Annotated in this window: 23 protein-coding genes; 15 read left to right on the forward strand and 8 right to left on the reverse strand. The window is 62.3% G+C overall.

Annotated features, from left to right (window positions below; all coding sequences use genetic code 11):
- Positions 1-51: 51 nt before the first annotated feature.
- The gene (locus ACOADB_RS02535) at positions 52-1170 is read right to left on the reverse strand and encodes a hypothetical protein (protein ID WP_378596339.1); all 1119 of its coding nucleotides are present in this window, start codon (positions 1168-1170) and stop codon (positions 52-54) included.
- Between the two features lie 112 nt (positions 1171-1282).
- Positions 1283-1540, reverse strand: coding sequence for a helix-turn-helix domain-containing protein (locus tag ACOADB_RS02540; protein ID WP_378596340.1), 258 nt, complete (start codon positions 1538-1540; stop codon positions 1283-1285).
- A gap of 517 nt (positions 1541-2057) precedes the next feature.
- On the opposite strand from ACOADB_RS02540, the gene ACOADB_RS02545 reads away from it, so the two are divergent.
- Positions 2058-2621 carry a hypothetical protein gene (locus ACOADB_RS02545; protein ID WP_378596341.1) on the forward strand — a complete coding sequence of 188 codons (564 nt, stop codon included), beginning with the start codon at positions 2058-2060 and terminating at the stop codon, positions 2619-2621.
- Between the two features lie 44 nt (positions 2622-2665).
- Positions 2666-3022 (forward strand): hypothetical protein, encoded by a 357-nt coding sequence (locus ACOADB_RS02550; protein ID WP_378596342.1) that lies wholly within the window; start codon positions 2666-2668, stop codon positions 3020-3022.
- A gap of 153 nt (positions 3023-3175) precedes the next feature.
- Here the strand turns inward: ACOADB_RS02550 and ACOADB_RS02555 are convergent, their stop codons facing one another.
- Positions 3176-3670, reverse strand: coding sequence for a hypothetical protein (locus ACOADB_RS02555; RefSeq protein WP_378596343.1), 495 nt, complete (start codon positions 3668-3670; stop codon positions 3176-3178).
- 493 nt (positions 3671-4163) lie between these two features.
- Here ACOADB_RS02555 and ACOADB_RS02560 point away from each other — a divergent pair, with 493 nt between their 5' ends.
- From ACOADB_RS02560 to ACOADB_RS02580, 5 genes are all read left to right on the forward strand, one after another.
- Positions 4164-5504, forward strand: a complete 1341-nt coding sequence (locus tag ACOADB_RS02560) for an HD domain-containing protein (RefSeq protein ID WP_378596344.1) — start codon at positions 4164-4166, stop codon at positions 5502-5504.
- A gap of 14 nt (positions 5505-5518) precedes the next feature.
- On the forward strand, positions 5519-6097 hold the full coding sequence (locus ACOADB_RS02565; protein WP_378596345.1) for a hypothetical protein: 579 nt from the start codon (positions 5519-5521) through the stop codon (positions 6095-6097).
- A 75-nt stretch (positions 6098-6172) separates the two neighbouring features.
- On the forward strand, positions 6173-6604 hold the full coding sequence (locus tag ACOADB_RS02570; RefSeq protein WP_378596346.1) for a hypothetical protein: 432 nt from the start codon (positions 6173-6175) through the stop codon (positions 6602-6604).
- Between the two features lie 606 nt (positions 6605-7210).
- Positions 7211-7456: a DUF2188 domain-containing protein gene (locus ACOADB_RS02575; protein ID WP_378596347.1), complete on the forward strand. Its 246-nt coding sequence runs from the start codon at positions 7211-7213 to the stop codon at positions 7454-7456.
- A 394-nt stretch (positions 7457-7850) separates the two neighbouring features.
- Entirely contained in the window at positions 7851-8924 is a 1074-nt protein-coding gene (locus ACOADB_RS02580; protein WP_378596348.1) for a hypothetical protein, read from the forward strand.
- 326 nt (positions 8925-9250) lie between these two features.
- On the opposite strand, the gene ACOADB_RS02585 is transcribed toward ACOADB_RS02580, so the two are convergent.
- The 3 genes from ACOADB_RS02585 to ACOADB_RS02595 all read right to left on the reverse strand — a co-directional run bounded on the left by ACOADB_RS02585 (position 9251) and on the right by ACOADB_RS02595 (position 13640).
- Entirely contained in the window at positions 9251-10714 is a 1464-nt protein-coding gene (locus tag ACOADB_RS02585; RefSeq protein WP_378596349.1) for a Dyp-type peroxidase, read from the reverse strand.
- 509 nt (positions 10715-11223) lie between these two features.
- The gene (locus ACOADB_RS02590) at positions 11224-12594 is read right to left on the reverse strand and encodes a helix-turn-helix domain-containing protein (RefSeq protein ID WP_378596350.1); all 1371 of its coding nucleotides are present in this window, start codon (positions 12592-12594) and stop codon (positions 11224-11226) included.
- A gap of 131 nt (positions 12595-12725) precedes the next feature.
- Positions 12726-13640, reverse strand: coding sequence for a helix-turn-helix domain-containing protein (locus ACOADB_RS02595; RefSeq protein ID WP_378596351.1), 915 nt, complete (start codon positions 13638-13640; stop codon positions 12726-12728).
- A gap of 607 nt (positions 13641-14247) precedes the next feature.
- On the opposite strand from ACOADB_RS02595, the gene ACOADB_RS02600 reads away from it, so the two are divergent.
- The 8 genes from ACOADB_RS02600 (at position 14248) to ACOADB_RS02635 (ending at position 20129) form a co-directional block, all read left to right on the forward strand.
- Positions 14248-14640 (forward strand): hypothetical protein, encoded by a 393-nt coding sequence (locus ACOADB_RS02600; RefSeq protein ID WP_378596352.1) that lies wholly within the window; start codon positions 14248-14250, stop codon positions 14638-14640.
- 8 nt (positions 14641-14648) lie between these two features.
- On the forward strand, positions 14649-15107 hold the full coding sequence (locus tag ACOADB_RS02605) for a polymorphic toxin-type HINT domain-containing protein (protein WP_378596389.1): 459 nt from the start codon (positions 14649-14651) through the stop codon (positions 15105-15107).
- Positions 15104-15340, forward strand: coding sequence for a putative toxin (locus tag ACOADB_RS02610; RefSeq protein ID WP_378596353.1), 237 nt, complete (start codon positions 15104-15106; stop codon positions 15338-15340). The genes ACOADB_RS02605 and ACOADB_RS02610 overlap by 4 nt, the downstream gene beginning before the upstream one ends.
- Before the next feature lie 1023 nt (positions 15341-16363).
- Positions 16364-16843: a TIR domain-containing protein gene (locus ACOADB_RS02615; protein ID WP_378596354.1), complete on the forward strand. Its 480-nt coding sequence runs from the start codon at positions 16364-16366 to the stop codon at positions 16841-16843.
- Positions 16840-17700: an HIT family protein gene (locus ACOADB_RS02620; protein WP_378596355.1), complete on the forward strand. Its 861-nt coding sequence runs from the start codon at positions 16840-16842 to the stop codon at positions 17698-17700. The genes ACOADB_RS02615 and ACOADB_RS02620 overlap by 4 nt, the downstream gene beginning before the upstream one ends.
- Before the next feature lie 143 nt (positions 17701-17843).
- The gene (locus ACOADB_RS02625) at positions 17844-18425 is read left to right on the forward strand and encodes a toll-Interleukin receptor (protein ID WP_378596356.1); all 582 of its coding nucleotides are present in this window, start codon (positions 17844-17846) and stop codon (positions 18423-18425) included.
- Positions 18426-18723: 298 nt separating this feature from the next.
- Positions 18724-19641 carry a hypothetical protein gene (locus ACOADB_RS02630; RefSeq protein WP_378596357.1) on the forward strand — a complete coding sequence of 306 codons (918 nt, stop codon included), beginning with the start codon at positions 18724-18726 and terminating at the stop codon, positions 19639-19641.
- A 68-nt stretch (positions 19642-19709) separates the two neighbouring features.
- On the forward strand, positions 19710-20129 hold the full coding sequence (locus ACOADB_RS02635) for a hypothetical protein (RefSeq protein WP_378596358.1): 420 nt from the start codon (positions 19710-19712) through the stop codon (positions 20127-20129).
- A gap of 230 nt (positions 20130-20359) precedes the next feature.
- Here ACOADB_RS02635 and ACOADB_RS02640 read toward each other — a convergent pair whose 3' ends face one another.
- Both ACOADB_RS02640 and ACOADB_RS02645 read right to left on the reverse strand, forming a co-directional pair.
- Positions 20360-20710, reverse strand: a complete 351-nt coding sequence (locus ACOADB_RS02640) for a hypothetical protein (RefSeq protein ID WP_378596359.1) — start codon at positions 20708-20710, stop codon at positions 20360-20362.
- Positions 20711-20802: 92 nt separating this feature from the next.
- On the reverse strand, positions 20803-21323 hold a 521-nt coding region (locus ACOADB_RS02645; protein WP_378596360.1), incomplete at its 5' end, for a hypothetical protein.

A 21323-nucleotide genomic window follows, 5' to 3' on the forward strand; every position in this document is an offset into this window, starting at 1 on the left:
ACGGGAGCGGGGCATCGAGAGAAACGCGAGCCATAGGCCTTCTGTGAAGGGCTACATGCCGGGTATGGCTCTCCACTGGCTTGGCGGACCTTCCGGCCAGCGTTCCTGTGCGATATCGACCATGACGGACAGGGCGCCCCACACCTCGTCCGCCGGCAACTCGTCGCCGTGAGCGGCCGCGTTGCGGACGTCGACCACGTCGGCTTGAAGGGCTGAACCAGCGAGCGCGAGAGGGAGCGCGACAGAGTTGGCTTCGAAGGTCTTGATCTTGCGGCCGAGCGTTCCGCTCAGGTCAGGCAAGTTTGAGCTTGGGGTGCGGGAGTCATCCCATGCTTCGTCCAGGACCAGATCGAGAGCTGTTCCGATCAGAACCATTGCTGTGCGAAGGTCGCCGCCGTCGGCGATGTCAACGGCGCGCATCACGAGGAGTGGGGCGGCTGGGGCGGGTGTTCCAGCGGCGACGAGGTTGACGATCTCGGTGAAGGTGTCGGGGGTGAGCGGTGATGCTTTGCGCGGCAGTACCAACTGAGAGTCGCGGATGGTGGTCCGATGGGGGTAGGGCATGACTTCGAAGGATTCGCCCTCCGGTCTGATGACATCTGCGAGGTAGCGGTAGTAGTGCTGGCGCCGCAGCGGGACCCGGCGTGCGCCCACAACCCCTGCCCAGCGCCAGAGTTCGAGAAGCCAAGCGTGAGCTCCCGATGTGATCGCTGTCAGGGCCTCGTCGCGCGCCAGCCTGTCGATGTCGTGCGAGTCGACCGCGTCTGCCGGCATGTACACCAGCGTGAAAAGAAACGGCGCAAGTAGCGCATCCTCGCTCGGGGCAAAGGCCACATGCGCGGCCTCGACCTGGAACGAATGGGTGTAGACCTTCGACCTGTCGGCTTCCAGTTGTTTGGTCATGTCTGCAACCGCGTCATAGGGCTCGGCTTCGGGAAGGCTGACAAGAACCGGTATGCCGAGAAGGTGTGACTCGACGTGCGCCTCGAGGACGTCTTGGGAGACCCAGACCTCTTCGCCGTCGGGTAGACCAGCGGTGGTGATCGCCACGTCGCTTTCAATCAGTCCGACCCACTCGGTCGGCGCGGCCGACGTCGGTTGACGAACAACACGCCTGTCGACGGCGAGGAGCGAAACGTCCGGTTCGTCAATGGACTCAGAATCGCTCATCCCCATGAGGACACTATGCCGGTGCCGGCCGAAGGCTCGGTTGCGTCGTGGTCGGTGGCCGCGATACGTGACCGCTGTTCACGCCTGGCGCCGGAGTTCGTGTCGCCCCTGATCAGTGTTCGATGTTGAGGCCTGAGACGAGGTCGCCCGGGTCCACCCCGAGCGCCTCGGCCAGTCGAAGCAGGCTCTTGAAGGTCACGTTGCCGTGACCGCGTTCAACGCGGGACACAAACGACCAGTGCAGCGAACTGCCTTCGGCAAGAGACTCAAGGGACTTCCCCTGGGATTGGCGGACCGCCCGGATGCGGTTGCCGAACTCGATTCGCGCGTGTTCGAACTCATCGTCGTCGGAACTTGCGGCGCGGGGCATGTCTTAACCCCATCGGGCTGAGATGTTTCGGGCCAGAGCCTGCAACGCATAGGCCTCTACCGCTTAGATGTATACGTCTAACGTATGAACTCAAGTTGGTCGCCATGTCGTCGACCGCCCTGGACCGCGTCGAAGGATCCCTATGTCCCACCAAGCCAGTCACTCGGACGAGCCCACAGGGACTGCTTCGTACCCCCAGTACGCCGACGGTTCCCTGCGTCCTTTGCGTCGACAGCGTGCTGTTCTCGTTCTGCTTCTCCTTGGCACGATCCTCCTTTGGCTCACAGGTTGCGATGGTGATCGCCGAGACACTTCTGCGACTTCGACACCGGAGAATGACTCTCTAGCCGAGGCACGTCAGGAGCTCAGTCGCGCGACTGATCAGGCGTCGGCAGAGCTGACGCTGGATGGGCTGCCAACTGAAACCCCCCACGGGTTCGTCAGGGCCGACGTCGTCGAGTTTGCTCGCCAAGCTCTCGACATCATCAGCCGAGGTATCTCGCCGACAGTTCAATCCATGACCCCCAACGAGGCCGTGAGCTACGTCCTCGAAGGCCAATACTCGGACACAGTCGCCAACTACAAAGCGAACATGAACGACATCGCCGCCGGACTGGACTGGCAGTTCGTGATCGCCTCGCGCTTTGATCAGCCGCCCGTCGAACCGGCGCGTGTCCTCGCGGTTCGCTGGAAAACGACCACGAATAAGGCCAAACAGGACGACGGCACCCAGGCGCCGACCCTCCGCTTGTCCCTCGAGGTAGTTATCCGCCACGACGTGACCATCGAGGACACGACTGCCCCCATCATCATTCAGCGAGCCATCACCCTCACAGGCTTCCGGCCACGCGGCGGCAAACTCTGGTGGCCGGCCCTGACTACGAGCTTGAACACCTATGGCGACGACAGGTGCGCACTCGCCAACGGAGCGCTGCTTCGACCGAGTGCAGACTCCGATGCTCTAAAGCAGGCTGAGGACCGCATCAAGAAGGTGTTGTCTCACGAGACTGTGCAGTCGGATCCCGATGCACGGTCCGACTCAAGGGAATTGCGCGAGTTTGTCGACGAGAACTGCTCCTGACTGGAGCGTTCTGGCAGTAGTTCGTCGTGTGGAGGTTCGCCTAGTTGGGCGGGAACTGGATGTTCCCAGGCAGCATCCTCGTCTGCTCGGTGTTCGTTCAGCGAGTACTTCCGAAGGAGTGTGCGGGCTTTCTCAATTCCGAGGCCGTGGGCGAACGGTTCGCGTACAAGCTCGAAGGTGTCCTGGTCGTGTTCGGCACGTTCGAACGAGTGGCCTCAGGAATCTGGGAGGTTGAGGCCCTGCGGGAGAAGTACGGCCGAAGGGGCCTCCGATCGGCGTTGTTGGCCGGATGCGAGCAGGTCTCCGCGGAACGCGATGTCGTCACATGCGTGGAGTGGGTTGGTGTCGTGGTAGTTCACGGCTGTGTCGCGCATTGCGCGGAGTCGGATGCCCCATCTTGAGCCTCTGCGAGCGCTGGTCAGGAGGACTACTGATCGACCCCTGCGGCGGTCAGCGATCCGGCCAGACCCCGTGCGCACCGAACTTCTTTCGGTCTTCGGATGAGCGCAGGTGCTGGCACCAGTCGGAGCCCGGCTGATCCGTAATCGACACGACTATTTGGCCGCAGCTACACCGACGCCGCCTGCTCCCGCAACGACAAGCGCGATGAATGCCTTGGCCTGCAAACTGATGTAGTCCGGCGCCTTCGTGAGTTCTTTGGCGCCCTTTGCTACCTCGATATCCGAGGGCGAGATGTAGAGCCAAACAAAGATCAGGCCCACAGCGCAGAGGACAACAACGTCGAACAACAGCACGGCGATCGTCACCCGACTGGTTCCTCTGGTCAGATCCGATCGCGCATCAAGCCTGGCTACGACACCGAGGCGCTCGTCGTTGTCGTCCTTGTCCGGTGAACCGATCGCCACGCCGAGTTGCGCCGCAACAAAGGCCGTCATTGCAGCGCCGAAGAGGGTGATCACGTACTCGGCGCCCTCCCCGGGTAGGTATCCGGGAACTGAAGTCGCTCCGTGAAGCATGCTCGCACCGGCGAGGGTGTAGAGCACCGCCGCAGCGACTCCGAACAGTGCCTTGACTCCCACGATTACCATGGCGTCGCCTCCGGACTTGAGAACTCGTCGGCTCGGCTTCCAATTGAATGCGCCAAGCGGGGTGGCACCTCACCTTGCCCGAGCATTGTTCCGACGTCGCCCAAGAGTAAGATTCAGGCAAGTCGTGCCTCGGCGTCAAGACCCAGTCGTGCGTCATCTGAACCGGCAGGGCCCCCTGAGGGCCTCGCCGGGTCCCTTGTCTGTTTGACGCGTACGGACGCCGATGGGTCGGAAAAGTGCACACGCTCTTCGAGGTGCCCGCAGGGTTTTAAGCCATAGTGAGGGCCCGCTACGAGGATGCCTAGTGCTGCCGGCGCTCGGAGAACGGGAGGGCTGTGGCCAGTGCGCCACGAAGCCGTGGTTCTCGCCTCCTGATTGAATCGAACGCCTGTTCGATATAGACTGATTCCCTCCCTTTGCAGAAAGGTGTGCCTAGGATGTCTGAAGTTGTCCACGGGTCAGCCGGCCCGAAATGCCTAGGTGGGAGTCTCCGTTGGCCAGCCGGGAAGTTCGGGACCCGATCCACGGGCTCATCAACCTTGATCCCCACGAGTGGAAAGTTGTGGACTCCCCGGCGTTTCAACGGCTTCGAGGAATCCAGCAACTTGCATTCACCCATCTCGTGTATCCGGGTGCCCGGCACTCCCGATTTGAACACTGCATCGGAGCAGCGCACATCGCCGGCCACGTCGCCACAGTCCTCGACGAGGACGCGAAACGGCTTCGCGCGGCTGGGCTGTGTCACGACCTCGGGCACGGGGCGTTTTCTCACGTCAGCGAGATGGTCTACGAAGAACTCACCGGACGTGAACACATCCATGAGGCAATCAGCGCGGCCATCGTCCTCCATCACGATCCCGTCGCCAAAGCCCTCGGCAAGGACCTCTCGCACTGGATCGCCGACCTACTCTCCGGCAAGGGGCACGGCGAGAAGCGCAGTTTCGAACGAGATGTCATCGCAGGCCCGGCGGACATCGACAAACTCGACTACCTGCTACGCGACTCGCACTTCTGCGGAGTCAACTACGGTCGCTTCGACATGTACAAGGTCGTCGAATCGATGCGCAAGGTCACCGACATACAGGGCTCGTACCTCGGGTTCGACGCAGAGGGCATCTATGCGGTCGAGGAGCTCCTTCTCGCCAGGTATCACATGCACCGACAGGTCTACGGCCACCGCACACGGGTGGCGACAGACAAGATGCTGATTAGAGCCATGCTCTTCGGCGTCGAAGAAGGACTGTTGCCGCGTGTCGTCTTCGAACCTCCTGAGGTCCCGGACGACGCATACGTCGCGGAGTACCTGCTTTGGGACGACCAACGCGTCATCCGGACGCTCCTTGACGCACCGGACGGTTCGCGGGCAAGAGCAATGATGAGCGGGCTCACCACTCGCCACCTCCTCAAGGAAACGTGCCGTCTAAGTCACGCCGAACTCGAACAGGATCTTGGCCTGAACCTGGCTGGCAATGCTGTGAAGCCCCAGAAGAAGGCCATGTCGGTCGTCCCAGAGGCAGAGAAGGTCGTCGCAGAAGCGGCGGGGGTAGACCCCGAGTGGGTTGTGTTCCACTGGGAAAGCCTCAAGAGTCCGATCGGTGGCGCAAGCCGCCTCAGGCTTCCCGATAGCCAAGTGCCGATCTTGGTCGACGGCAACTTCCGCCCTCTCAACGACGTCTCCGACATCTTCACTACTACTGAACAGGTGCCGAAGATCACTGTGGTCGCCTACATCCAGCCGCCTGACAAGCCCTTCAGTCAGGTGAAGGTCAAGAAAATCCGAAAGGCGTTCAAGGAGTCGATGATGCTGATCGCCGAAGCATCTGCGCGACTGTAAGAAGGAGGAAGCATATGAACACTGCAAACGTCCGCGACATCATCCTGTCTCTCATTGGCTACGGTACCGATCGCCAAGCCGAGTTCGGTCGTACCTCCCTTCAGAAGGTCGCCTACTTTGCCGGCCTGAAGACCAATCTCAATCTTGGTCACCGCGCTTTCTACTACGGCCCATTCTCATCAACGGTTGAGGAAGAAACCGAAGCACTCGTGCTGTCAGGTCTGATCAATCAAGCCGTGACTGACCTGGGTTTCGTCAACCGCCGCGGATATCCCGGCATCAGGTATACCTACTCACTGACCGAGTCCGGGCGTCAACGACTGGGTGCTGTCGAACTACAGGAACCGGACCTTGCGGCAGACCTCAAGAAGACCGTCGACAGTCTCTTTGACACCATCGGATCGCTCGACCAGGGCCTGCTTTCCATTGCGGCCAAGACGTACTTCATCACTGACGAGCAAGGAAGTTCGGTCAGCTTCGAAGAGATTCGAGAACTGGCTAAACAGAAGAACTGGGAGATCAACAACGCTCAACTTGAGAAGGTCGGAACCTTCCTCGTCGAACTCGGGCTCGTCACTCTCACCGAGGATTGATTGCATCTTTGGTCCACGGTTCGACAGTCTCAGGGAACGGCGCGGGTCCAAGATCCTGCCGATAGAACCAGCATGATGGACGACATGACGCAGAGCTCGGCGGTCCGATCATCGCGTGCCCGAACTAACTCTGATACCCCCCACATCTTCGTCGAGGAAGACCCCTACTTCCGACGGGTGTTGATCGCTACCGCGACTCACCGTTGGAAGGTGACACTTCCGGTTGACGGGTACGACTACGACCTGATGCAGTACCAGATCGCAAGCGGCGACGCTGCATCGACGACGGTCCTCGAGTTGAAGCTCGATGGTGGTACCTATCGTCGAGCAGTCGCCGACATCAGGAGTGACGCTGCCCCAGAGACTGTCTGCCGTGCTCTGGACCTACTACTCCAGCCGCTCGTTCCGCTCATGGAGATAACCGGTTCCAACACGCCCGTCAGATTGACCTACGGACTAGATCCGTCCGACAAGACACTTCGCACAGGACTGGTCGCCGTTTCTTAGCGCACACTCTCGGCACTTACGGAGCGGAGACTCAGTCCGCTGATGGCCTTGCCAGGAATCGTTGGTTCCAAGACAGCAACACGTTGCTCCGACTTGAACGTCTCTACGTTCAGTGAAGACTGGCGTGTAGCGCTGCTCTAGCTGTGCACATCGCCGAACGCCCGGCTTCCGACGCTAACGTCGGAGGCCGCCGAACGGCAGCATCGCCACGGCCGCCGCTTCGGCGCGGCCGCGCCGACGGCTGGGCCCACCTCTGACGAAGTCTGCTGAGGGACGGCCAGTGGAAACTACTCGTGGCTACGCTGGTCCAGCTGGCGCTGGGCGCGGGACTCTTCTTGCGTGTTGGGTGTGGCCGCCGCTCTGCAGTGTTGAGGAACGCCTGCACGACCAAACGAGGTACGTCTGCTGAGCCAGCTCCTCGGTGCCTGCTGACATCGCTGACCCCAATGCCACCAGAGCGAGAATCGACTGCCGTCACCATGAGCGACAGGGCCGACCGAATGCCGGTCGGACATGTTCTGTATAGGTTGAATCTGTCACAATATTACTCACTTAGCGAAGCCACGGCAGCCCGGGATCCGGGGGTGTGACGAGATGGAGAGTCAGATGACAGGCGACAACAACCGGCACGTAGTGAAGAACCCCGACGGTGGCTGGGACGTGAAGGCACCTGGAGCCAAGCGGGCCAGCGACCACAAGGACACGCAGAAGGAAGCCATCACCCGGGCGAAGGAGATCGTAAACAACGCCGGCGGGGGAGAGGTCCGCATCCATGGCCGGGACGGGAAGATCCGCGACTCCGACACCGTGGCGCCCGGCAACGACCCGAATCCGCCGCGCGACAAGAAGTGATCCCTCGCCCACCTCACGCGACATCAGGGACGCAGGCGTGGCGAACGCTCAGGCTCCAGATTCGGGGCCACCGCCGCGGAGCGTCCAGCCGTGGACGCGGGTGCCGGGACATCAGGTGATCGGTCGAATCCGCGGATTCTGCGAATGCGGCGCTCGGCAGCAGGCGCGACAACGCCAACTTCGACGACTGAGAAGACCTGAGCACGAAGCGGTCGCGGTGTCTCTACAAACTGGCGCAGGGACCTGACCCAGCGATGGCACTCCTTGGCGACTCGTGGGCGTCTCAGTGCGGCCAATGGCGGCGGCAGCACCGTTGAGCGTCAGTTAGCGACCAATGAACCTGCCTCTCGGTTCACCTTCAGGGTCCCGAGGTGGCAGAAAAGAGGGGCCGGCCGTGCAGCAACTGGTTGAATACCTGAGGGTGATTGCGGTGTGGCCCGTCCTGGGCCTCACCGTTTGCCTCGTCATTCAGGGTGTCGAACTCGGCGCCGCGTTCCAACGAGCAATCGCCGATGGCACCCCCGCTCCCTTGACTAGGTCGGCGCTGATCGTCAACAAGGCCATCCGCTACGGGCGTTGGCCGATCGCGCTGGGCGGTCTAATTCTCGGACTCCAGTTCGCCGTACTTACCCTCATCTACGGGTGGTCCGGGCTGAACCCTTGGGCAGTCTTCGTCGCACTAGCCGCACCAGCAGTTGCAGCGGAACGGGTCTGGTGCCGACTCACCCGCCAAAGCGTCGCCAAATGGGGAGAACGCTGCGCCAGTCCAAACCTCTTAGGACACCATGGGGAGAACGCCCGAATCGCGGGATGGAGGGCCGCCCGGCTGTCCTGCCGCCGCGCCGCAGGTGCGATCGGGCTGGCATTTCTCCTTCTGCCGGTCCCGAGAATACTTGTCTCAACCATTCGCGAGCGCGACGTGTGGGGCACCTTCGTACTCGTTGCTGCTGTGATGTTGCTGGTCGTTTCGATCTTCTTGCTGGACCTCGTCCTCACGTATTTGGATCCGCTGGCGCAACTGGTTGCCACCTGCTGGGACGCGGTCGACCCGGACCACACAAGCAACCGGAGTCCGAACGGGCTGGACGCCGTCATGAATCCACTCTGGTTCGTGGAGCACGATCAGCAGAAGATGCGCCGAGTGCAGCGAAAGGCTGCCTGGGTTGCAGCGCTTGCGTTGAAACGCGCGGCAGACCGCTATCCCGCAGGGAGTAGGACCCATGCTCCGCGGGCACTGTTGTTGGTCGGCCTTGCCTCACCCGCGGCAGATGTCTCTCGACGTCTCGTCGACGTTCTCGACGCCGTCCTGGGTGAACTGCCGGACGTGCAGGTAGACGAAGATATCGCCAAGCACACCTATCCTCCCCTTCCCTTGCAGCTACGCAACGTAGTCCTCGGGGTGAGTGCCTTAGCCGCGATCGCCGCAGCATTCGACAAGATCGCGACGGTGGTACGAGATCTGCTCTGAGCTGTCACGGCTCGTTGGCCGTGCACTTGAGCCAACGCGCTGGCCGGGTACACCTGATATGTAGGGACTTCCTGTCAAGAGCAGGGTGAGGCGCCCGTCCTGGTTGGATCCGGGGCGGGCGCCTCGTGCTTCGCTGCCGTGGGCTGGCGAGCGTGTCGTTGGCGACGCGCGGGTCAGACTGATGTGCGCGGGTTGGCTACCGCAGGACGGTGGTTCGGTTGGAGCGGGGGCCCGGGCCGCGAGCTGGTCAGCGGGAGCAGGCGGCTGGGGTGACTTCGGGGTGCGGGTGGTTGCTGTCGGTTCGAAGTCAGGTCTGCGCGCCTCGGTCACACAGATCCGTAGGTCAAGGTCGGCTGCTGCAGTTGGTTGATCACGACTGCGTGGACGTTCGGACGGTCGATTGGGACAGGCTGGCGTACTGGGTTAACCACCAGTCCGACCGGTGCGGCGGACTCGACCAGCGTGTAGGTGCGTCCGATCTCGAGTTCGGCGGGGCACACGCCCCGGCCTGAAGATGCCGTGACGAATTCTGATCCTGGGACGGCTGAGCCGGCGTCATCCTCAAGGTGGAAGTGGAACCCACCGCGTTCGAATCGTGCGTTTGCGTCGGTCGGATCGAGGACGCGCTTGGTAATCGCGAGGCGTCCGGGCTTCTGGGCTCGCGATGGGCCGGTGGGCTGGAGGACCGAGGAGAGTCCGGCCGAGTCATAGGGCGGGACGAAGTACAGCCCCGCGTGGAGGATCTCGGTGAGCGGTCCTGTTGGTCCTGGTGTGAACAGTGCGTCGACCCCGGGCTGTGATCCGTCGGGGCGGTTCGGGAACCTCTGATTGAGCATCCAGTCACTGAAGATGGTCTCGAACTGGGCGGGGTTGGCTTGGAACGAGCAGAAGTGCAGCCCGCTGAGGAGCTTGCCGTTCTCGACTCCCATGAACGGCATGCCACGACGGTAGATCTGGGTGTCGTCGTGCGTTCCACGTGGGCCGGCTTTGCGGACGTGTGCCGTACCTGGCACGGAGTCAGCCCATGGCGTGGCCTCGTCGTGCGGGTCGACGGCTTGCCCGACTAGGTCGAGCCGGTCCCCGCTTGGGGTGCGGCCAATGACGGCGTCGCGAGCCTCAGCGGGGGAGAGTGCTGTGAACGGGTCCAGGTTCTGCGCGATTCGCATGCACACCATGTAGGTCCCGCCATCGGACCACGCGGGTTCGTCTGGCTGTTCGCCACCGGTGTTGATGTACACGACCTTGCTGCGGTCGCTCCTGCGGACGTTTCGGAGACCATCCCTGTACCCGAATACCTCAGTCGCGTCGGGCCGTTGATGTGCTCGATCGAGGGCGATGGACTCGACGATAGAAGAGCTCGCGATGGCTCGCAGAAACTGGTGGACGGGCGCTTCGCGCGTCGATGCGACGTAGAACATGACGTCGGCGTGGTTCGGTGGACTGGATCCGAACCAGCCCGTAGCGGGTGCCGTGTCGTTGCGCACGCCGACGGGGATTTCGACCTGCTGGTCCGGCGTGATGCCGGCGTTGAGCAGATCGAACACGCGTGCGGACAGACCGACTGCAATGGATGCGACCTTGTCGCCCTTGCCATCTTTGCGCGGGGTCGCGGCCGGCACCCGGGCGACCAGATTGTTGACCGCGATGTCGACGAGGCCGAACCACTCGCGCAACAGATCGCTGGTTGGCGAGGCCAGACGTACCCCCACAAAGTACGCCGACGTTTCCGGGTTCGCGTAGAGGACCTCGCGGTCTTCGCGGCGCGGCAATACACCCTTGGACTGGGCCATCACATGTCTCCGCTCTAGGCGCCGACTCGGTGTCGGCCGCAGTGATCTCAGTATGCCACGGCGTGGGCCCGTTGACCTGACTAATTCTGTCTGACGCCCGGGCGGCGATCGCCGCCGCAGGCGTGGTGGGCTCGCGCCTCTCAGGCCCGCGTGGTCCCGGTCGCCTCAAGGGCACTTTGTCTCGCATCCCGGGACGCCGAACGCCTCATTGGCAACTTTAGACAACAACATCAGGAAACCTCTATCGCGACGGCCTGACTTCGCGTAACTCCATTTGTCAACACATCTGTCCAGATGTGTCTGACTCTGGAGGTAGTTCGAAATGAACAAGTTCAAGCGCATTGTCGTGTCGGTCTTCGCCGCAGCACTGGTCACCGGGGTCGGGGTGACTGCAGCGCCGGCCGACGGTGGCCAGCTCAGGGCTGACTGGGCCTGTTGCTGAATGCCCACGAGCCCCCAGGGCAGCAACTGCTGTGCTGGGGGCTCGGCTGGCGATCGGTCACACGAGGTCAGGATCCAGGCGTCTCGGCCCGGTAACCGACGGCGCTGACGTTGGCCCTCAGTCCTGTTGATGCGCCCGCGCTTCGGAAGGCCTTGAGCGCGCCCTCCGTGTCGCCGACGTCGGTCAGAAGATTTGCGAGGTCGAACCATAGTTGGGCCGCGCCCCGGTCGGAACCGGCTGCGGTTAGTTCCATGACGGCGTTGCGATACAACGCGCGCGCATCGTCGACGCGCCCCTCAGCTGCCGCAATCTGGCCCTTCAAAGCGTCGGCCGAAGCCCGAAGGAAAGGCGCCTGCGGGGGTGCCATTTCCAAGCCCGTCTGGATGTTCTCCAGAGCCTTGACGTGGTCGCCAAGTGTGAGATGGGCTCGACCTCGGGTGATGTGGAGGAGTGCGATCTCCCAAGCAGATGCGCCGGACCAAGTCAGTTCCTGCTCGGCGTGCTCCAAAGTCTTCAGTGCGGCGGCACCGTCCGGCGGATCCTGTGAGAGCTGCAGCGTCGCGACTTGGGCTCGGATTTTCGCGAGGTTTCGGTTGTCGTCGCCGGCTTCGAAGAGGGCGAGGGCCTTGCGAGCCAGATCTGTGGCCACGGCGGTCGCGCCACGCGCGGTGTTCTCGACCATGCTGGCATTCCAATACGCCGAGGCCTTCGCGATTGGCGAGTTGTATTTCTCTGCGGCGTTGAGGGCTCGCATGCAAACGCGCATGGCCTCGTCGACATCCCCCAGTCGGTGGTGTGCCGCCGCGACCGTGACGGTCAACTGGATCGCCTCGGTCAGGCCTTCGAGTCCGAGTTCCTGAATCGTTCCCGACGCTGTATCGCCGACCGCGATTGCCTTCATGAACTCACCGCTGTCGCGATAGCAGCGGCTGAGCGCAATGAGGGATCGCAGCCAATTGACGTCGGCGGTTGGTTCCGAGGTGAGCTCTTCCAGGATCACGATCGCGCCGCTCAGGTCACCAGCTGATTCGAAGGCCCCCGCCTGGACACGAAGAGCGACTGCCTTGAGGTCCTTCGGGAGTTCGGTGTCGGCATCAGCTAGGACCGCGGATGCTTGCTGAAGCGCACTGGTGTGGTCACCGGAGGCCAATGCGATTTCGGCGTTGTCCAAGGCGAACTGGATGGCGCGAGTGCGGTCAGCAGTGACGCCGGTCAGCAGTTCGTGAAGGCCGATGCCCATCCGCCCGGCCATTCGCTCAAGGAGACCTGCCTCTGGGCGACGCTGCCCGTCTTCGATCCGGGAGAGATAGGCGGCGGTCACGTCGTCCGCGGCGACTTGTGCCTGCGTCATGCCTGCAGCGGTGCGTGCTACCCGGACGCGGCGGCCCAGTTCGACAGGGTCAATGGTGCGGCTGATCTCGGCCAATCGGAGGTCCATGTGTCCTATTGTGCCTCGTCCTCCTGTCGGCGGGCTGTCTCTAGTGAACCCCGTCTCTGAGAAGGCGGGTACTGCCCTAGCGAGGCACGACTCACATCCTGCACCGATGTTCGGCTTAAGCGGCCAGGCCTCTATTGCCGAGGCGGCATGGCCACAGACTCGCTGTCGTTCGTCAAGCGAAGCATGTGCTCGGCCGTCTCACGGCTCGCGACGATGTCAACCAGCATGTGGGCTGTCTTCGCTAGTTCGATGGCGGCAGGCGTCGCGCCGTTCGAAAGGGACTCGGACAGGCTCGCGTCCCAGTAGGCCGCGGCTTGGGTGAGTTGAGAGCCGTCGTTCGCGACGGCGTCGAGCGCTGTCCGACAAAGCTCTGCGGCAACGACGTGATCCCCCCGACGAGAATGCGCGTCCGCTCGGGCGGCAGCGAGTTGGAGGGCTTCGGGTAGCCCGTCGATACCCAAGCGAGCCGCCATGCGATCAGCCAGTTCGCCCACCGCGATGGCCCGGGATAGCTCGTCGCGTTCGCCGTAGCACCGACACAGGACGATCAGCGAGCGAAGAGTATTCATATCCGGTGTTGGCTCCCGAGTGAGTTGGACCAACACCTCGATTGCTCGACTGAGGTCGCCGAGTGCCCGATGCGCCTCTGCTTTGATCCGCATGGCCTCGGCCAACAAGGCGGCATCGCCGAAGTCCTCAAGGCGTTCGGCCGCAGCCGTGGCTCCGCTCAGTGCGTCGCTACTTTCGCCAAATGCGAGCGCGACGGCGGCATGCTCAACGGCAAGTTCCAACTGGCGAGCCTCATGTGTAGTCATTCCGGTCAACAACTGATGTGGCGTTGTACCCATCCGCATCGCCAGGCGTTGCAGTAGCCATACGCCAGGTCGGCGCTGGCCGACTTCGATACGCGAAATGTAGGCGGCAGTGACCTCTCCGTCGGCCAGATGCGCCTGCGTCAGCCCTGCGGCGAGTCGAGCGGACCGGATGCGTCGCCCCAGCTCGGCAGCATCGATGGAACGACTGAGCGCCGCGAGGTGAGAGTCCACTTGATCGAGTATGCCTCGACTCGACTACTAGCAACATCGATAGACAATGCCAGCGGTGTCAGAAACTGTCTACGAGTCCTGTGGTCTCGCTAAGCGAGCGAAGTGGGGGATGTCTTCAGGGGTCAGGGTCTTCGACCGGGGATCTGCCGAAGTGCGGAGGCTTGCGCAAAGCCTGCGGCGGGAGCGTCCCCGTGCAGCCTGGCCAATGGTGTCGCGGACTTCGCCAGCCCGTTCTTGAGGGCGATGTCAGTCGACCTGAATCGCGAGCGTTTGGCAGTGTCGACGACCTTCGTCGTGTTGTCGATTCACTCAAGGATCAATCTGGGTCGCTGCAAGGACTTGGGGCTGGAGTTGCCGTCGGGTTGCTCGCTGAACTGCCGGTGGTCGGGCTCGGGGTGTCTGTCGGCACGGCGGTGATCGGCATGGCAGCGCTCGGAGTGGCCGACGCAGAGGGCGTTACAGGGCGGAACAGGCGGACCTGATCAAGGCTGGTCGCTTTGACGACGCGGTCCAAATGGACATCGACGATGTGATCTCCAAGTTCCCGGGGAAGTACGACGATGCGATTCTTGACATGATCGACTCGTTGCCGCCAGGAGGTTTCTAGATGGACTTTGCAGTGATCGACTCCGGTGGAACCAGCCGCCTGCGGTTGGGCCAGAGACGGGACGACGTTCGCGCGACGAACGGAACGTACAGGGAGTTCCGACGGACTCCGAGTTCTCAACCTGCCGATCATTTCCTTGAGACAGGACCGATGGTCTCCTACGACGCGAACGGTTTGGCCGTCGCCATCGAGTTTGCCGAACCTGCACAGGTGACGCTTGAGGGTGTCGCTCTGATCGGTGCTTCGCTGGACCATCTTCGAGATGCCCTGCAGCAGGTAGGCATCGCAATGATCGACGCGGACGAGGGTGCGCAGATCGAAACGCTGAGGATGGAGTTGTATGCCCCTAGCGGAACGGTCGAAGGAGTCATGCTGGGTGAGGACTCGTCGTAGGCCTCGACCTGGTCCTCGCCACTGACCCGGAGACCGGTGAGCAGGTCGCCAAGGCCGTTACACACCTGTGGATCCACCACGACGACCTCACCGACCTGATCCTGGATGTCGACGCCGACGGCGACGGGGCACCGGACAGGTTGGTCACCACCGAGGACCACCCGTTCTGGAACGCCACCGACCCCGCATGGCAGGGCCCGGAGGACTTCACGACCGGTGACGAGGTCATCGACGAGCAGTGGAACCGCATCAGTGTGGTCGGCCTCGACCCCGGAACCACCCACCGCGACCTCGCCTACAACCTCACCGTCGAAGACATCCACACCTACCACGTCAGCACAGCCGACGTCCTCGTGCACAACACAGGATGCGGCAGCGGAGGCGTTGAACCGAACGATCTCGGCAAAGCTGGCGAAGACTCAGCAGGATCGCTAAGAACACCCAGACAGTCCACGTCGAAGGCATGACCAAGCCGCGCATACCTGATGAGATCGACCACCTCTCCGGTGTAGTCGGCGAAGTCAAGAACGTCGGATACCAGCACCTCTCGACCCAGATCAAGGATTCGATGGCGTATGCCGATCACCTCGGATACGAGTTCAGCCTCTATGTTCGACCCAATGGCGGCACCCGGTTGTCCGGCCCGCTGACTGACTTGGTCGTCGCCGGCCGAATCAACCTGGTGGAGCTCGCAAAGTGAACGATCAATCGCCATTCACGAAGAAGGCGTCAGGCGGAAACGACTTCGCGATGCCGAGGTTCGTGCGGCGCTCAACAGCCCTGAGGCGGAAGCCGCCCGTTCCAGGAGTCCGCGTGTCGCTGACCGACGCGCGCTCTACGCCGAGGCTGCTGGTGCCCTTCTCGAGGAACTCGCTGAACTTGGATACCGGGTCCCTGTGGTTGGTCGCTTAGAGCAGCCGGGTGAGCGGTACGAGACGGCGATTCCTGTGCTGCTGAAGTGGCTTCCGCGAGTGACCTATCTATCGTTGATCTTGGATATCATGCGGACGCTATCGGTCCGCTGGGCGCCCCGTGAGGTAGCCCTGATCTTGGTCGACATGTTTCGCGATCCTCCGGCTGCGGTCGACCCGATGCGTCCTGTGGAGTCGGGACCGATGCGTGATGACATCCGGTTCACCGCGGGCGCGGGGTTGGCTGTTTTCGCCGCGCCGTGGCTGGCTGACGTGTTGATTGAGTTGGCACAGGAGCGAGCCTATGGATGGACTAGATCGCAAGTGGTCGTGTCACTTCCCAGAACCAAGGATCCCCGAGTGCCGGACGTTCTGCGCGGGCTACTGGACGATCGCGCCGTGACTGCGTTTGCGATTGAGGGGCTAGGCAAGATGAGGTGGTCGGCCGCCCGCGACGAGGTCAGTGGACGACCCGGACCAGAACATCCGGGCTCAGGCCCGAAAGGCACTGAAACTGATCGAGGCGGCCCCTTGAGATCCGTGTCGCGAGTTGGGTGGGCCATTTCTGATACGGCCAGAGGCTGCCCTAGCGATGTGGAACTGCCGCCCGCCTGTCCCGCCCAAGCACGGTTGACGGCGTCTTAGAGTCAGTTCTGGCAATGATGACTGTACGTGTCTGGCATACTTGACAACATCTGCCGAAAGCCTTGCTCTTCCGCCAACACCGCGCTGATGTGACGACGATGAAGGGTCGGGGCTGGCCATTACCGGCAGACGTCATCGCTGCCGCCGTAGACCGAAGGACTTGCGCCATGCCCAAGAGCGTCTTTTACAGCTTCCACTACACGCGCGACGTCCATCGCGTTCAGCTGGTAAAGAACATCAACGCCCTCGAGGGCCAACCGATCCTCAACTCCCAAGAGTGGGAGAAGGTCAGCAAGGGCGGAACAGCCGCCATCCAGAAGTGGATCGATCAGCAGATGGCGTACAAGAAGGCCGTACTCGTCCTCATCGGCAAGGAGACAGCCAACCGCCCCTGGGTCAAGTACGAGATCCAGAAGGCCTGGGCCGACAACAGGCCACTCCTCGGTATCCGTATCCACGGCCTGTCGTCAATGGGGACCGTCGACTCGGTCGGCGGGGACCCGTTCTCCACGGCTGGAGTCACCGGCGTCCCCATTTTCGACCCCACGAAGCTCGACCGGTACGGCAAGGTCGACAGCCAAGGTACGTACAACAACCTTGCCGCCAATATCGAGACGTGGTCGAGTCAGGGCGTCATTCAGTCGTGAATGAAGCGCCCTGCCCGTTCTGCGCCATCATCCGCGGGTCTGACGCGAACGCGAAAGTTGTGTACCAGGACCAGCATGTGACCGCGTTTCTCCCGCTGACACCGGCGACCCGCGGTCATACGTTGGTGGTTCCTAACCGGCATGTTGGGGACCTCGTCGACATCACTGACGTCGAGAGCCGACAACTGGGCGCGGCGGTTCGCCGGACTGCCCGAGCCGTCCGCGCATCGGTTTCCCCTGACGCGATGAACATCATTCAATCCACAGGCGAGGTCGCCACCCAGACAGTCGGACACGTCCACTTCCATGTCGTGCCCCGATGGACCGACGATCGGATGGTGCTGCGTTGGCCAACGGAAGCTGCCGAGGACGATGCTTCCCAGGAAGCGACCCTGGCACTCCTGCAGTCGCTCTTGCCCATCTCGACAGACGACGTTTCACCGGATGACCGGCGACAACACCTGTCATTCATTCAGGCGATCGTCACCCGGATGTCTCAAGCGTCCTCGTCGTCGAAGACCTGGCTGCTGCCGATTATCACCCTCACCTACGGATACGCGGTGACGAAGGAGCAGTTCTGGGTCGCCGTCCTCGGACTACTGGCGGTCCTAGTCTTCGGCCTACTCGACGCGAACTATCTGAAGCAGGAGCGCGCCTTCCGGAAGCTCTACGACAAGGTCGCTTCCGGAGGAGACATCCCGACATTCTCCTTGAACCCGTCTCTCGCCGGTCCCGCAGGTTCAAGAGTGAACTACTGGCCGGACTGGGAAGACATCCGCTCCTGGGCCGTCGCTCCCGTCTACGCCCCGCTCATGCTCGTCGGGATTGCGATCGCTGTCTGGGCACACTGCACCTGACTAGACGGGCATCCTCTCGGCGAACAAGCAGACCCATGCCATCGGTCTGTCCAGGTTTCACTGCGGTCCATGCTCTCAGCCGAGGCAGATCGACAAGCGAAGCGACAGCCCGCCGGAAAATGAACTAAGCGAGAGAGACTTCATTGGCTTACTTCACCACTTCTGACCTCCGCCAAGCGGCGGGCGGAATTACAGCTAGCGCCGCCGAGGGGATGCTCACGAAGTCGGCGTCTACTAGTCGAGAGTCGTTCGACGTTTTCCTCAGCCACAGCGTCGTTGACGCTCAACTTATATACGGGCTGAAGCGGTGGTTGGAGAGTCTCGGCAACAGCGTTTATGTGGACTGGATTAACGATCGACAACTTGATCGGGCGCACGTCTCCGCGGCCACCGCGGCTGTGGTCCGTGATCGAATGGGGCAGTCGAAGTCCCTGATCTACGCAACATCTCGGGCCGCAAGCCGTTCTCGCTGGATGCCGTGGGAACTTGGCTACTTCGACGGTCGAATGGGGCCGTCACACGTGTCGATCTGCCCTGTGGAGACAGGCGAGACGGGCAACTTCGTCGGTGAGGAGTATCTCGGCCTCTACAACAGCTTTGAGAAGTTGTTCGTCAACGGCGAAGCCACCCCGTACGTCACGCGACGCCGGAGCGGTTCCCTTGAGGCCCAGACAGTCCGATCCTTTGTTGACGGTACGGGCCGCTTCACCGCCGTGGCTTCGTGACCTGCCCTACCACCTTGTGGCATGCCCCAGCCGCGCGGGAAGTTCGCTCTAAACTACGGTCCGGCTTGTCGGGCGATGGGACCGCAGACGATCAAGGACATCAGATCGCCGACCTGTCCTCGCGACCGATCCCGAAACTTGCGAGCAGGTCGCCAAAGCCTGACCGATCAGATCCTGGATGTCGACGACGATGCAGTTGCCTAGCGGCGGCACGTCGTGCATCTCCGCACCGAGTGGAGCGCGCGCCTATTGACTTCGGCGGTGAGAACCTGCTGTCCCGATGGAGAATGATGGCAACGTGAATGAGCAGCTACCGCCGCCGTGGGAGACCATCGACGACCACCTTCCGGTCGCGCGATGTGGGGTTCTCGTTTCAGGTCGTAAGCCCTCGTCGCCCGACTTGGTCGAAGCGTGGGTCGATGCATGCGATCGGATACTCGAACAGATCGCGTCGTCAGGAATCGCAGTGCCGAAGATGACCCTATCTCGCTGGGATCCAACGCGGGATGAGCTGGTTACGTCAGACCGGAACCAAGACGCGCAGCAGGCCGAGATCGCCAAGCTGTTGGCTCTCGGGCTTGACGGCAGCCTCAGCTGGTCGGGTCAGGCGAGTGGTGCTGCTCCGAACCTTCCATTCGTTTATGAAGCGGATTGTTGGGCGCTCCTCGATCCTCCCGACTGGACAAGCCTCGGCCTTGATGTAACTTTCGTCGCCGAACTGTCCGCGGCCGACCAGGTTGATATCACGGGTCACCTGATCGATTTGGTACGCATAGCGTCGAACGATCCGCATGTCCACTACGCAGAAGCTTCGCCTCAGGCACTCGCCGGATACAGGGGTGCAACGCCGTGGGAAGACGATCTAGAACCCGACTGTTTCGGAGCAGGCCTTCGACTGGCACCTCGTTGGCTTCGCGGCGTTGGATCGGTGACGTTCGTTTCTGACGAGACCCTGGAACGACTGACAGATCGCCCAGCGCTCGAAAGGTCACAGGACTTCGTGTCAGTGATCGAGTGCCCGCGTGGCCTACTTCTCGTCGCCCGTCCCAACCTTTGGTCGGAAGACTCCGAACACGATTCCAAGATCCGGTCGCTCGTCAGCGAGCGGTTGGTGCGAGATGACATCTTGCAAGAAGCGATGGCATTCGCAGCGAACTGGCAAAGCGGTCCTACAGCGGTCGAGTTGGACCGGTACTTCGAGGACCGTGACTCGTAGGCGACTCTCCTGGTTGACCAACCAACTCGGCCAAGTGTCCTGCTCGCGGGGCGCACTAGCCTTCGGGTATGGATCATGACGAGCACCTGAGACTTCTTGGTGAAGCCACTGGGAGGAGTCAGCAGCTCGAGTTGTGCACTGCTCAGGTGCTGGCGCGGGCCCTGCTCGTTTCTGAATCGACCGCCCGTCTTCTTGCGAGCAAGATGGGACAGGGGGCGATTCTGCAGGTCTTGACGGAACTTGCCGCCCGCCGCGACTGCGGACGCCTCGACCCGGTTGTCTTGTCGAGTTGGGTCGCCGTTGCCCGAACGGCGAACAAGGCGCGGAATCGTGTGGTGCATTCACCTTGGGTCATGGACCAAGATGCCAACGGTGTCTCGATCCTTGTCAACGGATCGATGAAGGCGATCCCGCGGAGTCATGAAGACCTGCGACAGGATGTTGCCGACCTCGCCAGCGCGGTCACAGGGGCGGCGAGCCTTCTTTGACCCATGATGGCGGTCATCCGGTCGTCAAATGGCCGCGGCATCGATTGAGGGGCACGGCCTCGGACCTTGGATCAACGGCGCCCTGTCGATGCCGCGGGGACGTCGTCGACGAATGGCTCTGGTGTGCCGTCTTCTGAACGGACAGGGCGCTGCGGTACGACGTTGCCGATTGAACGCAGTGTGCCGGTTCTTCGAGGAGAATGGTCGGGCCGTTCTGGCATGTCCGGGACTTACCGGTCTTGGCGTTCGCCGCCCCCGAAATGGTCCTGGATGAGATGGAGTCCTTCGTCGAACTGGCCGGATAGTGCGGCGAGCGCTCGAGCACTTGCGACGACGTCGCCGGGGACGACGTCTCCGCCGTCTCGCAGGTGCCGGACCACTGCAGCCAAGATTGCTTCGCTGTCCCACCTGACGTTGTCCGGATGTACTTCTTCGGCACGCCACAGGGGATGGTCCGCATCGCCGACTCGTTGCCCGGGGCATCCAAGGCAACGAAACGCAGCCCAGTCAGGCGGGTAGTCGTCGTAGAGCCCGTCGCCTGTGAGCGCGATCGAGTGGCCTGCGATCTCCCAGAACACCATGGCAGCCATCTTGCCTCGCTGCCGACAACACAGTGCAGCCGGATTTGGGTTCGGGATGGGTGGCCCTCCTGCCGAGGGGCAGAACGCCTCGTTCAACGGTGATGCGGTTCGCACAGGGCGGCGAGGAATCGGATGGCATCGTCGATGGGTTCTCCTGCTTGCCGACGGGCTTCAAGTTTGCGGGCTTCGCTGAGGTCGACGCCTGCCCGAATGTAGAGGAGGACGAGGGGGCGCGAGATCCCGCTGATTGCCCAGTCGAGCGCACCAAACACCTGACGCATTGCCCCGTACTTGTCGAGGCCGTTCAGTGCGGCGCGAAGAGTGTCGTGGAGTTCGTCGAAGGAAGCTGGTTGCCAGCCGCCGCGAGCGAAGCCAGCCGCAGTGCTCGAGTCGATCTCCCGCATGTGCCAGGCGATGGCATCCGTGACGCAGAAGCCGGCATCCCTGTACTCCTCGGCGCTGATGACCAGATACCTAGTCGAGCACCTCACGTCGAGGTTTGCCCAGGTCGTTGCATCGGCGAAGTTGAAGCCAGCATCCATGAGTCTGGTGACGCGTGCATTCCAGAGTTCGGGTGACACCTCCATGTTGGTCCTCAAGGATTGACCGCCGT

It is taken from the genome of Nocardioides sp. CPCC 206348 (assembly GCF_048654705.1).
Taxonomy (GTDB): Bacteria; Actinomycetota; Actinomycetes; order Propionibacteriales; family Nocardioidaceae; genus Nocardioides.